15 protein-coding genes are annotated in these 13,776 nt (G+C 42.5%); all 15 read left to right on the forward strand.

The features are described from left to right. Positions 1-16 precede the first annotated feature (16 nt). The 15 genes from paaB to MKY78_RS11915 all read left to right on the forward strand — a co-directional run bounded on the left by paaB (position 17) and on the right by MKY78_RS11915 (position 13,775). Positions 17-370: a 1,2-phenylacetyl-CoA epoxidase subunit PaaB gene (paaB, locus tag MKY78_RS11845; protein ID WP_339212878.1), complete on the forward strand. Its 354-nt coding sequence runs from the start codon at positions 17-19 to the stop codon at positions 368-370. Next, positions 367-1,188 (forward strand): 1,2-phenylacetyl-CoA epoxidase subunit PaaC, encoded by an 822-nt coding sequence (gene paaC / locus MKY78_RS11850; protein ID WP_339212880.1) that lies wholly within the window; start codon positions 367-369, stop codon positions 1,186-1,188. The genes paaB and paaC overlap by 4 nt, the downstream gene beginning before the upstream one ends. A gap of 54 nt (positions 1,189-1,242) precedes the next feature. Further along, positions 1,243-1,740, forward strand: coding sequence for a 1,2-phenylacetyl-CoA epoxidase subunit PaaD (gene paaD, locus MKY78_RS11855; RefSeq protein WP_339217896.1), 498 nt, complete (start codon positions 1,243-1,245; stop codon positions 1,738-1,740). A gap of 11 nt (positions 1,741-1,751) precedes the next feature. Beyond that, entirely contained in the window at positions 1,752-2,057 is a 306-nt protein-coding gene (locus tag MKY78_RS11860; RefSeq protein ID WP_339212882.1) for an EthD family reductase, read from the forward strand. Then, entirely contained in the window at positions 2,050-2,820 is a 771-nt protein-coding gene (locus tag MKY78_RS11865; RefSeq protein WP_339212884.1) for an enoyl-CoA hydratase-related protein, read from the forward strand. The genes MKY78_RS11860 and MKY78_RS11865 overlap by 8 nt, the downstream gene beginning before the upstream one ends. A 4-nt stretch (positions 2,821-2,824) precedes the next feature. Continuing rightward, positions 2,825-3,601, forward strand: a complete 777-nt coding sequence (locus MKY78_RS11870) for an enoyl-CoA hydratase-related protein (protein ID WP_339212886.1) — start codon at positions 2,825-2,827, stop codon at positions 3,599-3,601. Positions 3,602-3,613: 12 nt separating this feature from the next. Further along, complete coding sequence (locus MKY78_RS11875; protein WP_339212888.1) at positions 3,614-5,134, forward strand: aldehyde dehydrogenase family protein; 1,521 nt, start codon at positions 3,614-3,616, stop codon at positions 5,132-5,134. Positions 5,135-5,404: 270 nt separating this feature from the next. Continuing rightward, positions 5,405-6,280: a 3-hydroxyacyl-CoA dehydrogenase gene (locus tag MKY78_RS11880; protein ID WP_339212890.1), complete on the forward strand. Its 876-nt coding sequence runs from the start codon at positions 5,405-5,407 to the stop codon at positions 6,278-6,280. Further along, on the forward strand, positions 6,277-7,479 hold the full coding sequence (locus tag MKY78_RS11885) for an acetyl-CoA C-acyltransferase (protein WP_339212892.1): 1,203 nt from the start codon (positions 6,277-6,279) through the stop codon (positions 7,477-7,479). The genes MKY78_RS11880 and MKY78_RS11885 overlap by 4 nt, the downstream gene beginning before the upstream one ends. Before the next feature lie 88 nt (positions 7,480-7,567). Further along, complete coding sequence (locus MKY78_RS11890; RefSeq protein WP_339212894.1) at positions 7,568-8,344, forward strand: enoyl-CoA hydratase-related protein; 777 nt, start codon at positions 7,568-7,570, stop codon at positions 8,342-8,344. Positions 8,345-8,355: 11 nt separating this feature from the next. Next, positions 8,356-9,324, forward strand: a complete 969-nt coding sequence (locus tag MKY78_RS11895; protein WP_339212896.1) for a DUF561 domain-containing protein — start codon at positions 8,356-8,358, stop codon at positions 9,322-9,324. A gap of 135 nt (positions 9,325-9,459) precedes the next feature. Next, positions 9,460-10,515 (forward strand): pyruvate dehydrogenase (acetyl-transferring) E1 component subunit alpha, encoded by a 1,056-nt coding sequence (gene pdhA, locus MKY78_RS11900; RefSeq protein ID WP_339212898.1) that lies wholly within the window; start codon positions 9,460-9,462, stop codon positions 10,513-10,515. A gap of 1 nt (position 10,516) precedes the next feature. Continuing rightward, positions 10,517-11,530 carry an alpha-ketoacid dehydrogenase subunit beta gene (locus MKY78_RS11905; RefSeq protein WP_339212900.1) on the forward strand — a complete coding sequence of 338 codons (1,014 nt, stop codon included), beginning with the start codon at positions 10,517-10,519 and terminating at the stop codon, positions 11,528-11,530. Between the two features lie 156 nt (positions 11,531-11,686). After that, complete coding sequence (locus tag MKY78_RS11910; protein ID WP_339212902.1) at positions 11,687-12,667, forward strand: ABC transporter substrate-binding protein; 981 nt, start codon at positions 11,687-11,689, stop codon at positions 12,665-12,667. Between the two features lie 127 nt (positions 12,668-12,794). After that, a complete protein-coding gene (locus tag MKY78_RS11915; protein WP_339212904.1) occupies positions 12,795-13,775 on the forward strand; it encodes an ABC transporter permease in 981 nt (326 codons plus the stop codon). The last annotated feature ends 1 nt before the right edge of the window (position 13,776 follow it).

The following is a 13,776-nucleotide window of genomic DNA, read 5'->3' on the forward strand; positions in this document are numbered from 1 at the left end:
GAGGAGGGAGAGACAAATGACGAAGGAATCCGATTTTTATCAGGTTTATGAGGTGTTCAGTAGAAGGGGTAACAAAGCGCCAATGCAGCATCAATTTAGTTTGCTAGCACCGAACCAAGAGATGGCGATGATCATGGCACAGGAAAATTTTATGCGTCGGGAAGACGTAGTGGATGTATGGGTCGTAAAGCAAAGTGATATTCGAAAGATGAATAGCGAGGAAAGACAGGTCTGGACTAAGCGCTTGGATAATAAAGCGTACAGGACAACTAAAGGATACGGGTATTTACGACAAAAGTGGAAGGAGAAAGAGCAGGGCATGCTTGATGAAAAAGAAATCATGTCTTGGAAAGAGGTGAAGAGAAAATGAGCGAGGTAATCGAAACACCAGATCAAGCAAAGCAAGACCCTACGTATTTTCAAGCGTTAAAGGAGCTCTTATTTCAGTTAGCAGATGACGATTTATTGATAGCATTTAGAGGCTCCGAATGGTTAGGGTTAGCTCCTCATATTGAAGAGGATGTGGCTTACTCTTCTATTACCCAAAATACAATGGGGCATGCGGTAATGTACTACAACCTTTTAGAGGCGTTAGGGGTAGGAAAGGCAGATATATTGGCACATGACAGAAAGCCAAGTGAACGACGGAATGGCAGCTACTTGGAAAAACGCAATGGTGAGGGGACGTATTTAGAAGAACCATATTACGACTGGGCATTAGCAGTAGTGAGAAATTATTTCTATGAAACGTTTAAAAAGATTAAATTGGAAGCGATTGCAAATAGTTCTTATCAACCGTTAGCTCATGTTGCTAGAAAGGTATTAATGGAGCATCCGTATCACTTGGCTCATTGGAGGATTTGGATGAGACAGCTTCAAGGCGCTACCGAAGAGTCGAAGAAACGGATACAAGATCGCGTCGAGGAAGCATGGAATGAATTTGCTGATGTACTAGAACTTGGCGCATTGGAAGCAGATATGAGGAAGCATCAATTAATTATGATCAGTGCAGAGGAACTAAAGGCTAAATGGCTAGAGGAAGTAAAAACTGTGTTACGAGAGACACCACAAAGCCCACTTCAACAGAAATATGGGAATGGTAGAAACGGAGAGCATACTGCTGATTTAGAACAGGCGCTGGATACTTTAGCGGAAGTATATAACAGTGATAAAACAGCAGCATGGTAAACGAATCATCTTAATGTGTCATGTTACAGGAGAGGAGGAGAGACATTGGAGGAGATGACGAATTTAGAAGCGATTTATGCTGTCTTAAAGACTGTCGATGACCCGGAGCTCCCTTCTGTTAGTGTCTATGATTTAGGTATGGTACATGATGTCGCGATCGACGGAAATCAGGTGGAGATCAAAATGGTTCCAACGTTTGCAGGCTGCCCGGCGTTAGACTTTATCGAGGTAAATGTGCAAAAGGCTGTTGAAACAATAGAATGGGTTACCAGTTGCCAGGTGAAATTTACGATGGAGCATCAATGGTCAACCGATAACATAACCGAAAAAGGGAAACAGGAGCTAAGGAAGCATGGCATTGCGCCGCCACCAGAAAATTATCAGCCAGGGGATGAGTGGACGGTGAACTGTCCATATTGTGACTCGGATTACACGTCGATGGAAAATGTTTTTGGACCAACTGCATGCCGCAGTATCTTGTATTGCCGTGCCTGCAGGAATCCATTTGAAGCAATGAAACCAGTGGTAAAGCCACTTCATACCAATTATTAGGAGGAGAAAGTATGGTAAAACTTATTGCGTTATACAAGCAACCAGCAGATAAGGAAAAATTTGATGAGCATTATTTTAACACCCATGCACCAATTACAAGCAAGATTCCAGGATTACGAAAGATGGAGGTTACTAGAATTGTAGGTTCACCAATGGGAGAGAGTGAATTCTATCTATTGTGTGAGATGTACTATGACGATCATGAATCCTTACAACAGGCGATGAGAACAGATGAAGGGAAGGCATCTGGGAGAGACGTGATGAAATTTGCGGGCGATATTGTCACGCTCATGATTGGTGAAGAGGTAAATGACTAGATTCATTAAAGTCTACTCGGAAGACGGTGTTGGTGTCATTCAGTTCGATCGCCCACAAGTGCTCAATGCCTTGAACCGAGAAATGGTCGATGAAATTGTGACACAGCTTGAAGCCTTTGACCTGAATGGGTCCATCCGGGTCATTGTGTTAAAAGGGAATGAAAAGGCCTTTGCAGCTGGTGCTGATATTGAGGAGATGATGGAAGAAACGTCACTCTCATTAGAGCTCTTAAATCCATTTGCACAGTGGGATAGAATTAGTCTAATTAAAAAGCCACTACTAGCATCAGTAAATGGTTTTGCACTTGGTGGAGGATTTGAATTAGCACTTCACTGTGATCTGATTATTGCAAGCGAAGATGCTAAGTTTGGTTTTCCAGAAGTAAAGCTCGGTATTTTACCTGGGGCAGGTGGAACCCAGTTTCTTACAAAAGTGATGGGAGTTAGAAAGGCGTTAGAGTGGATTTGGCTAGGAGAACAAATGACAGCAAGGGAAGCTCTCCACTATGGGGTTATTAATCGGATTGTAGCACCGGAGCTAGTAGAGGAGGAAACAATGAAGCTAGCCCATCAACTATCCAAACAAGCTCCAATATCGTTACGGTTAATTAAGGAAGCCGTTCATGCAGCAGCTGACTCATCTCTACTTGAGGGGAAAATGCTAGAGCGGAAAAATTTTTATCTTGCCTTTTCCTCGGAAGATCAAAAAGAGGGAATGCGTGCATTCACAGAAAAACGAACACCTTCGTTTAGGGGGAAGTAGTGATATGTACTATGAAACAATTTTTTATGAGAAAAATGAAAATATCGCCACTATCGTATTAAATCGGCCTGCTGCCTATAATGCATTTACAGAACAGATGAATGTAGAGATAGGAAAAGCATTGAAACAGGCAACGAAGGATGAAGCAGTGACATGTATTGTCATAACGGGGAATGGGAAAGCCTTTTGCTCAGGACAGGATTTAGCGGATGTCGATGAACATACGAACCATGCTGAATTCTTAAAGAATCGATATCATCCGATGTTAAAGCAGCTTAAGGAAACGTCGAAGCCTGTTATTGCTGCTATTAATGGAATTGCTGCTGGGGCTGGAATGAGCTTAGCACTAGCCTGTGACTTCCGTGTAATGAAGAACACAGCGAAATTCGTTAGTGCCTTTATGAATATTGGATTAGTTCCAGACTCTGGATTTCTTTATCAGCTTCCACGTATGGTTGGCTATGCCAAGGCAATAGAGATTGCAACATTAGGCAAACCAATCATAGCGGAAGAGGCTCTAGAAATTGGATTAGTCACAAAAGTTATTAGCGAAGAAGCGTGGGTATCACAAATAGGAGAATTTGCTTCACATATTGCAAGTCTACCAACAACGTCATTCTCCCTTATCAAGCGATATATGCTTGATAGTATGCACACAAGCTACGAAACCTTTTTAGAGCAAGAGGCTTTTGCTCAGAGAATCGCAGGATTATCACAAGACCACCAAGAAGGACTCCAAGCATTCATGGAAAAACGCAAACCAAATTTTGTTGGGAAATAAGGAGGAGAAATAATGGAACAAGTGGTATCCGATAAAATTACATCGGTTGGAGAAATGAAGCGTAGTCACTACGGGATGATTATTAATGGTGAGCGAGTAGAAAGTGTTTCAGGGGAAGTGTTTGAAACGTTTAATCCGGCAAAGGGAGAAGTTATTGCGACGATTGCGAAGGCTCAAATAGAAGATGCAGAAAGAGCGGTTCAAGCTGCGAGAAATTCCTTTGACAATGGAAAATGGCGTAAATATCCAGTAGGAAAGCGTGCCCGTGTATTAAATAAAATTGCGGAAATAATGCGTAGTCGCTTCCAGGAGCTTGTTGAGCTTGAGGTGTTAAATAGTGGAAAATCGCTTGGTGCTGCACAAGTGCAAATTAATCAAGCCATCGAAGACTTTGAATTTTATGCTGGTGCAATTGTTGGACATAGAGGAACGGTAAATAATATGCCGAATGGATTTTTCAATTATACACATAAAGAGCCTGTTGGCGTTTGTGCACAGATTATTCCTTGGAATTATCCGATGATGATGGCTGCGTGGAAGATTGCCCCTGCTATTGCTGCTGGTTGTTCAGTTGTTGTAAAACCAGCAAGCTTAACACCAATAACGGCCCTTCTATTAAATGAGATTTGTCATGAAGCAGGCGTACCAGAAGGAGTAGTAAATACCATTCCTGGTGCCGGGCACGTTGTGGGAGATTATTTAGTAACCCATAAGGACGTCAATAAGGTGGCATTCACCGGTTCAACACCAACTGGTCGTGACATTATGGAGAAGGCTGCTTGTACGTTAAAGCGTTTAACACTTGAACTAGGTGGGAAATCACCGAGCATTGTTTTTGAAGATGCGGACTTAGAAGCGGCTGTTGCAGGCTCTCTATTTGGAATCTTTTTTAATACCGGTCAGTCCTGTGAGGCAAGATCACGCTTATTCGTTCATGAAGCCATCTATGATGAATTTATGGAGCAGTTCGTTACAAGAACAGAGAAATTAAAGCTCGGCGACCCATTTGATAAGGCTACCCATATCGGTTCCATCATAAGTCGTAGCCAGTTGGAAAAGATTGATTCCTATGTGCAATCTGCCCGTGAAGAGGGGGCAACCATTGTAACTGGTGGAAAAGAGAGGAAGATAGAGGGCTTTGAAAATGGCTACTGGTATGAACCAACTATTATTACGAATGTAACACCAGATATGAAGGTCGTTCGTGAAGAAATATTTGGCCCTGTCGTGGTGGTAGATAGATTCTCTGATGAGCGTGACGTAATAAAGCAAGCGAACGATACAGAGTATGGACTAGGCTCTGCTGTTTGGACGACGAATCAAGCGAGAGCAACTAGGGTAGCCCATCAAATTCAAGCGGGGATTGTCATGATTAACAGCCCGTTCTCCGCCTTCCCAGGAACACCATTTGGCGGGTACAAACAATCTGGATTTGGAAGAGAATTAACCGTTGAAACACTTGATTTATATATGGAGGATAAAAGTGTCCTATCTTATTACGGACCAAAGCCGATAAATCCATTTGGTGTGTAAGAATAGCTAATGATACGCCTTTGCTCGATTACATGTTACTTATTATAGAGAAAGCATGATGTCTGTTGGCGCTTCCTCTTACCGTTAGCGAATAAGCTAGGCTTCCATCGGGGGAATTTGCCAATACCTTGCTACAGGAGGTTACGCCACGTAGCTAGAGGGAATAGGGTCACCTATCCTCCCTCTGGTTTCTTCTGTGTATTTGGTCAGATAAGGCATGACCACTATTATATCCACTAGGCAATAATTATGAGAAAGGAATGCTTACACATGACGATAGAAAACATTACGGTCGTAGGAGCAGGTGTGATGGGAAGAGGTATAGCCTATGTCTCAGCACTGGCTGGCATACGCACGACACTAGTTGACATATCCGAGGAACAATTAAGGAGTGCCCTAAACGAATTAACCCGTCTTGCAGAAAAATCAGTCACCTTAAATAAACTATCCGAAGCAGTAACAAACGAACTATTTTCCAAGCTACATACGTCATTAGACCTCGTCAACACCGTAAGTGACACAGATTTGGTCATTGAAGCAGTTCCGGAAAAACGAGCGTTAAAAAAGCATGTGTTAGAAACCGTTGATCAGCATGCACCAAGCGATATCGTAATCGCTTCGAATACCTCAACCATCAGCCCAACAGAATTAGGCTCCTATACCAAAAGACCCGAAAAAGTGGCAGCTATGCACTTTTTTAATCCCGTTCATCGAATGAAGCTAGTTGAAATCGTAAAGGGACTAGAAACAAGCAGGGAAACGGTGCAAATTATTCGGAAAGTTGCAGAACGTATGAATAAGGAAACCGTTGAAGTGAATGAATTTCCAGGCTTTGTGACAAGCAGGATTAGTGCGATGGTTGGAAATGAAGCCTTCTACATGCTTCAAGAAGGTGTTGCTAGTGCAGAAGATATCGATAAAGCGATAAAACTAGGATTGAATTATCCAATGGGGCCACTGGAGCTTGGCGATCTAGTTGGATTGGACACACGGCTCCATAACTTAAAGTATCTTCATGAAACATTAGGAGAAAAGTTTCGACCTGCACCATTATTAGAGCAATATGTGAAGGCCGGTAGACTGGGGCGCAAGACTGGTAGAGGGGTCTATGATTATTCTACGGATGGTGAGGTGGTGAAAAAGTGAGAGAAGTTGTAATTGTGGATGCAGTTAGAACGCCGATTGGACGGTATAAGGGAGCATTAAAGGATATCCGGCCAGATGATTTAGCAGCTGTAGTAATTAAAGCACTAGTGGAGAGAAATCCCAATTTGCCTGCTGCAGATATTGAAGAGGTCGTTTTAGGAAATGCTAACCAAGCTGGGGAGGATAATCGCAATGTGGCCAGAATGGCTGCTTTGCTTGCAGGTCTTCCAGTAGAAGTTGGTGGTACCACGATTAATCGTCTTTGTGGTTCTGGACTAGATGCTGTTATGTATGCGGCTAGAGCAATAGCGGTAGGTGAAGGTGATTGTTTCATTGCTGGTGGCACGGAAAGCATGACCCGTGCACCACTAGTTATGGCAAAGCCAGACAAAGATTTTCCAAGGGGAAATATGGAGCTTTATGATACGACCATAGGGTGGCGTTTCATCAATTCTAAGCTGGATACATTATATGGCACCGATTCCATGCCACAAACCGCTGAAAATGTAGCCAAACGCTATGGAATTAGTCGTAAGGAACAAGATCAATTTGCCTTTCAAAGTCAAATGCGTGCTAAAAAGGCAGTAGAAGAAAAGCGATTTTCTCGAGAATTAGTTCCGGTTGTCTATCACGATAGGAAAGGGAATGAGATTCGCATTGAACAAGATGAGCATCCCCGCCCAGATACATCCTTGGAGAAGCTGGCAAAGCTAAAGCCAATATTTGAAAGTGGTACGATCACAGCTGGAAATGCTTCTGGGGTTAACGACGGAGCCTCTGCACTTTTATTAATGAGTGCAAGTAAAGCAAAGGAATTAGGCCTTAACGTCTTAGCCCGTTATGTAACGGGTGCAACAGCAGGTCTTGAGCCAGCGGTGATGGGACTAGGCCCAATTCATGCTACGAGAAAAGCGCTGGCACGTGCCCACTTATCCGTACAGGATATTGGATTAGTAGAATTAAATGAAGCATTTGCCTCGCAATCTATTGCCTGCATTCATCAGTTAGAACTAGATTCTGAATTGGTAAATGTTAATGGTGGGGCTATTGCGTTTGGTCATCCGCTAGGTGCAAGTGGTGCCCGTATATTAACGACACTAGTACATGAAATGGGAAGACGGAGAAATGTTCACTATGGGTTAGCAACGATGTGTATTGGTGTAGGGCAGGGTATCTCGGTAATTGTAGAAGGAGTATAAGCATGCAAAAAACAAACAGGGTGTGAATGGAATCCTCCAAGAATCATCCAAATATAAATAGAATAGCACCACTCGAAAGGAGAAACAAATGGAAACAATTCTTTTCCAAAAAAACAACCATGTCGCCTACATTACGTTAAACCGTCCAAATGCCTTAAATGCTCTTAATTACCAAATGCTAACAGAACTAATGACGATCGTAAACCAAATCCATCTGGATCATGAAATTAGAGCGGTTATTATTACCGGTGCCGGTGATAAGGCATTTAGTTCAGGTGCCGATTTGAGAGAACGAAAATCGTTATCCGAACAAGAAGTAAGACGAAATGTGAAAGCGATTCGTGATTGCTTTGAGCGAATTGCTAATCTCCCACAGCCAACTATTGCTGCGATAAATGGTTACTGCTTTGGTGGTGGATTTGAGCTTATGCTCGCTTGCGACTTTGCGATTGCGGCACATGAGGTGAAAATGGGTCTTACGGAAACAAGCTGGGCAATCATTCCTGGTGCTGGTGGAACACAGCGCTTACCTAGATTAATTGGGGAGATGAGAGCTAAGGAGCTGATTCTTACTGCAAGGAAGATTACAGCCGATGAGGCAAAGGAACTTGGCATTTTGCTAAAAGTGGTATCGAAGGATTCTTTGTTAGATGAATGTAATAAGCTAGCCAATCGCATGCTTCAAAATGGGCCGATTGCCGTAACACAAGCAAAATATGCGATAACGGTTGGCATGAATACAGACTTGAAAACGGGCTTCGATATTGAGGCAAAAGCATATGAGCACACGATACCGACAGAGGATAGAATAGAAGCATTACAAGCATTTAGTGAAAAAAGAACACCTAAGTTCCAAGGAAAATAGGAGGTATAGTGATGAACAATGTAACTGAGCTTTTAACTATTTCCTATCCGATTATCCAGGGGGGCATGGGAAATATTTCAAATGCACAGCTCACTGCTACGGTCTCGAATGCAGGGGGATTAGGGACGATTGGTTGTGGCACGATGACACCAGTGCAAGTAGAAAACATAATCCTCGATACGAAGCGATTAACCAATAAGCCATTTGCCCTTAATATTGCACTGCAAGTATCGCCATTTGTTGATGAATTAATAGCACTAAGTATTCAACATGATATACCAGTGATCTCCCTTTCAGCTGGAAATCCAGCCCCCTATATACCGAAGCTACATGAACATGGGAAAGTCGTTATCGCAATTGTCGCCTCCGTAAAGCATGCCCAAAAAGCGGAAGCAGCAGGTGCAGATATTCTAGTAGCAGAAGGATTTGAAGCAGCTGGAATTAACTCGGCACTAGAGCTTACTACCTTTACATTGGTTCCACAAGTCGTCCAAAAGGTTACCATACCAGTCATCGCTGCAGGAGGTATTGGTAATGGAAAAGGGTTGGCAGCAGCTCTAATGTTAGGGGCAGAAGGGGTTCAAATTGGCACACGCTTTATTGCTACTAAGGAAGCACCTTTTCATGAAAATTATAAAGCCCAACTACTTCAAGCAAATGGTACGGATGCGATTATTATTGGTCGAAGCTTTAACAGCATAAGACGTGTAATCGATACATCCTATGTCAGAAGTCTACTAGAAAAAGAGAAAAACGGTGTTAGCTTGCAGGAGTTTGCCAGCCTAACAAGTGAAGAACACCATGTAATCGGTGCGCTTGATGGTGATTTGGATCGGGGATTTATTAATGGTGGTCAAGTAGCGGGATTAATAGAAGATATCCCAAGTGTAAGAACATTAATAGAGACCATGATGGAGGAGGCGAAAGATCAGCTAAAGTCTGGACTGAAGCAATTGGAAGCGATTAGCAAGGTAAAGTAGTTTGAAAAATTTATATTTTATAATAATTGATTGACCGAAACATTACATAATGATAAAATTACGTTAAAATAACGTTATATTTTTAAATGGTATATATAACTCTGGTTCTACTAGACTAGTATTGGAGGTTATTGGATGGAGAACGCTTATCCATTAAAGCAAGTAATCGATGACCAAGGCAATTTGCTCGATGTTACGAGTAAATCCTTGATACAGGAGGAGCTTGTTCAGAAGGCGTATTACCATATGTATCGAATTCGCACATTTGATAAAAAAGCCAAAAGCTTGCAAAGACAAGGGAGAATTGGAACATATCCTCCGTTTGAAGGTCAAGAAGCGGCACAGGTGGGAAGTGCACTGGCATTGCGAGAAAATGATTGGTTGTTTCCTACATATCGAGATCATGGTGCGATGTTAACCTTTGGGGCGGACATGACACGGACATTTTTATATTGGAATGGACGGTTGGAGGGCTGTGTCCCACCAGAAGGGAAACATATCTTTCCAGCAGCTGTCCCGATAGCAACACAACTCCTCCATGCGGTTGGTGCATCGTGGGCTGAAAAGCGGAAGGGGACACAACATATCGCGATTGCCTATTTTGGTGATGGAGCAACGTCAGAAGGAGACTTTCATGAGGGATTGAATTTCGCAAGTGTCTTTCAAACACCAACGATATTTTTCAACCAGAATAATGGCTATGCCATTTCTGTGCCCTTTGAACGACAAATGAACTCGAAGACAATTGCCCAAAAGGGAGTAGCTTATGAGATTCCGAGTGTACGGGTAGATGGAAATGATTTTTTTGCGGTTTATTTTGAAATGCAACGTGCCACAGAGCGAGCTAGAAATGGTGGCGGTCCAACCTTGATTGAAGCTGTAACCTGGAGAACAGGAGCACATACCACTGCAGACGATCCAACGAAATATCGTCCAGAGGGGCAGGGAGCAGAAATTGTCGATCCGATTGTCCGAATGGAACGGTTTATGAAAAATGAAGGGTTTTGGCAGGATGCTTATATCCAATCCACTCAAGCAAAGATAGAAGAGGAAATTGAAGCAGCAGTTAAAGCAATGGAAACATATCCGAAGCCTAATGTGGAGGATTTGTTTGATCATGTATTTGCAGAGCTTCCTCGTTCATTGGCTACACAAAGAGATTCCTATCTTCAGCTGTTAAGGGGTGAGTAAAATGACAACAGATTTTACAGAAGCGAAAAAAACAGCAACGAAAAGTATGACAATGATTCAAGCCATCAACGAAGGGATGAGGACAGTATTAGAGCAAGATGAAATGTGCTTGATCTTGGGAGAAGATGTTGGTAAGAATGGTGGAGTGTTTCGTGCTACCGATGGATTACAGGAAGCGTTTGGAACAGATCGTGTCATCGATACCCCTTTATCGGAATCTGGCATTATCGGTACATCTGTCGGATTAGCGGTTAATGGGTTTAAACCGATAGCAGAGATTCAATTCATGGGCTTTATCTACCCAGCTTATGATCAAATTATGACCCATGTATCGCGAATTCGCTCGCGTACAATGGGGAGATATTCCGTGCCGATGGTCATTCGTGCCCCGTATGGTGCTGGAGTAAGAGCGCCGGAGATTCATTCGGATAGTGCGGAAAGCTTATTTACTCATATGCCAGGGCTAAAAGTAGTTTGTCCGGCAACACCGTATGATGCAAAGGGATTGTTAATAGCAGCGGTAGAGGATCCGGATCCAGTGCTGTACATGGAACCAATGCATAGTTATCGTTCCTTTCGGGAAGAGGTACCAGTTGATGCATATACGGTTGAGATAGGGAAAGGGAAAAGGCGTATCGAGGGTAATGATGTCACCTTGATTACATGGGGAGCTATGGTCCCTTTAGTTGAAAAGGCTGCAAAACAAGTAGGTGAAGATGGTATTAGCTGTGAAGTACTTGATCTTCGTACACTTTACCCGTTAGATGAGGCACTAATTGCTGAATCTGTGCAAAAGACCGGGCGAGCAGTTGTGATACATGAAGCACCAAGAACAGGTGGACTTAGCAACGATATCGTTACGATTATCAATGATACAGCTTTCCTGTATTTAAAGGCACCTGTGGAGAGGGTTACCGGTTTTGATGTCCCAGTCCCGTTTTTTAGCTTAGAGAACCATTATTTACCAACAGCTGAGCGAATCACAAAAGCTATTGAAAAGGTAATTCATTTCTAGGGGGGAATTAAGGGAACGTAGTGAAATTCCCCCCCTAAATAGTAAGCGTTTACAAATTGAATGAATTATCAAAAAATAGGGTTGACTAAAGTTTTCAGTATGTTATAATTTCTCAAATTATACTTTAAGTTTAGAAGGGTTAAGGGGGAGTAGAGAGTGAAAAGAGGACTTCAGTTAATCGTTTTAGCATTAATTAGTGTAGTAGTTTTAGCTGCATGTGGTACAAGTGGAAGCGGTGATACATACAAAATTGGTGCATCGCAAATAGTGGAGCATCCATCGTTGGATAGAGCCTATGAAGGCTTCCAGGCAGCGCTAGAGGAAGCCGGGTTAGAAGTGGAGTATGACTTTCGGAGTGCCCAAGGAGATCAAAATAATTTAAAGCCAATTTCAGATGGCTTTGTTGCAGATGATGTGGATTTAATTTTTGCAAATTCAACACCTGCAGCATTATCAGCGCTGGAAGCAACAAAAGATGCACGGGATATTCCAATTGTTTTCACATCTGTTACAGATGCGGTAGAGTCAGGATTAGTGGAAGCGATGGATGAACCAGGGGAAAATATTACTGGGGTAACCGATTTACATCCCGAAGCAATCCAAGAAACAGTGAAATTTATTGATCAATACTTCCCAGACTCAACAGTCGGATTGATTTACAATGCAGGGGAATCGAACTCTGTGACACAAATTAATGCAGTCCAAGCGGCTGGTGAGGGAACTTCTTTAAACTTTGTAGAACGTACGGTTGCGAACTCATCTGAAGTTCAACAAGCAGCAACCTCATTAGTAAATGACGTTGACTTATTCTATATTGTGACCGACAACACGGTCGTATCTGCACTGGAAAGTGTAGTAGCGGTTGCCAATGAACAAGATATTCCTTTAGTTGTAGGGGAACCAGATTCCTTAGAAAAGGGTGGATTTGCTACATTTGGAATTGATTATTACTCAATTGGGAAGCGGGCAGGGGAAATGGCTGTTGAAATTTTGAAGGACGGTAAGTCGACAAAAGACATCCCAGCCGAGTATCCGCCAGAAATTCAATTATTTATTAATAAAGATGCTGCAGAGGAACAAGGTGTTGAGTGGAATGCGGAATGGGATGCAACTGCTCAATTTAAAGAGACACAGTAATCATTTTGTTAGCAATGTACCCGATAATGAGACCCATTTGGAAGCAGGCTGTTGGCCTGCTTCTCTATTCTAATGCGTGAGTTATTTCCACTTTATGTAAGTAGGTGGAAAAGGAGGTAAAGGAATCGTGGCTATATCGATATTTGGTGCTGTTGAGTCTGGGATTATTTATGCCATTATGGCTTTAGGGGTATATTTAACCTTCCGGGTATTAGATTTTCCTGATTTAACAGTAGACGGTAGTTTTGTAACTGGTGCAGGTGTTGCTGCCATTTCGATTGTAAACGGCGTATCACCAATCGTGGCTACCTTACTTGCAATCATTGCTGGTTTTATCGCTGGCTGTTTAACAGGCCTTTTGCATACAAAGGGGAAAATAAACGCTTTATTATCCGGTATTTTGATGATGATTGCCTTGTATTCTATTAACCTACGAATTATGGGGCAGCCGACAGTATCCTTGCATAATCAGCCAACCATATTCTCACAGCTTCGAGATATTTGGCCAGCTAGTATGGATAGCTTTTTCAATGGAATATGGATAGCCATTATGTCAGGACGTGCACCAGCAACATGGGTTATTGTACTCGTAATGATAATCGTAACGTTAGTAATAAAATTATTGACGGATGCCTTTTTAAAAACGGAAGTAGGATTAGCATTACGAGCAACTGGAGACAACAAACGAATGATTAGAAGTCTATCAGCTAATACCGATAATTTAATCGTGTTAGGGGTCGGCATTTCCAATGCTATGGTAGCACTTAGTGGAGCATTGATTGCGCAAATTGGTGGTTTTGCCGATGTTTCGATGGGGATTGGGATGATTGTCATTGGTCTTGCCTCGGTTATTATCGGGGAGGCGTTATTTGGTAAGAAGACTATTGCAATTGCAACAATCGCCGTAATTGGTGGTGCAATTGTGTACCGAATCGTGGTTGCGTTAGCACTTCGCGTAGACTTTTTAGATACCGGTGATATGAAATTGATTACGGCATTTATTGTCATCGTTGCATTAATTACACCGAAAATACTCCAAGCTCATAAGGAAAAGAAGCGGCGAATCAAAAAACGTGCCGCCATAAGTGGATTAAAGGAGGGGGCTTAAT

Source organism: Ornithinibacillus sp. FSL M8-0202, from assembly GCF_037975285.1.
In the GTDB taxonomy this organism is placed as follows: domain Bacteria; phylum Bacillota; class Bacilli; order Bacillales; family Amphibacillaceae; genus Ornithinibacillus; species Ornithinibacillus massiliensis.

Excerpts from the sequence above, each read along its gene's own strand:
- paaB (WP_339212878.1), top strand. The coding sequence starts at position 17 with ATGACGAAGGAATCCGATTTTTATCAGGTTTATGAGGTGTTCAGTAGA.
- paaC (WP_339212880.1), top strand. The coding sequence starts at position 367 with ATGAGCGAGGTAATCGAAACACCAGATCAAGCAAAGCAAGACCCTACG.
- paaD (WP_339217896.1), top strand. The coding sequence starts at position 1,243 with ATGACGAATTTAGAAGCGATTTATGCTGTCTTAAAGACTGTCGATGAC.
- MKY78_RS11860 (WP_339212882.1), top strand. The coding sequence starts at position 1,752 with ATGGTAAAACTTATTGCGTTATACAAGCAACCAGCAGATAAGGAAAAA.
- MKY78_RS11865 (WP_339212884.1), top strand. The coding sequence starts at position 2,050 with ATGACTAGATTCATTAAAGTCTACTCGGAAGACGGTGTTGGTGTCATT.
- MKY78_RS11870 (WP_339212886.1), top strand. The coding sequence starts at position 2,825 with ATGTACTATGAAACAATTTTTTATGAGAAAAATGAAAATATCGCCACT.
- MKY78_RS11875 (WP_339212888.1), top strand. The coding sequence starts at position 3,614 with ATGGAACAAGTGGTATCCGATAAAATTACATCGGTTGGAGAAATGAAG.
- MKY78_RS11880 (WP_339212890.1), top strand. The coding sequence starts at position 5,405 with ATGACGATAGAAAACATTACGGTCGTAGGAGCAGGTGTGATGGGAAGA.
- MKY78_RS11890 (WP_339212894.1), top strand. The coding sequence starts at position 7,568 with ATGGAAACAATTCTTTTCCAAAAAAACAACCATGTCGCCTACATTACG.
- MKY78_RS11895 (WP_339212896.1), top strand. The coding sequence starts at position 8,356 with ATGAACAATGTAACTGAGCTTTTAACTATTTCCTATCCGATTATCCAG.
- pdhA (WP_339212898.1), top strand. The coding sequence starts at position 9,460 with ATGGAGAACGCTTATCCATTAAAGCAAGTAATCGATGACCAAGGCAAT.
- MKY78_RS11905 (WP_339212900.1), top strand. The coding sequence starts at position 10,517 with ATGACAACAGATTTTACAGAAGCGAAAAAAACAGCAACGAAAAGTATG.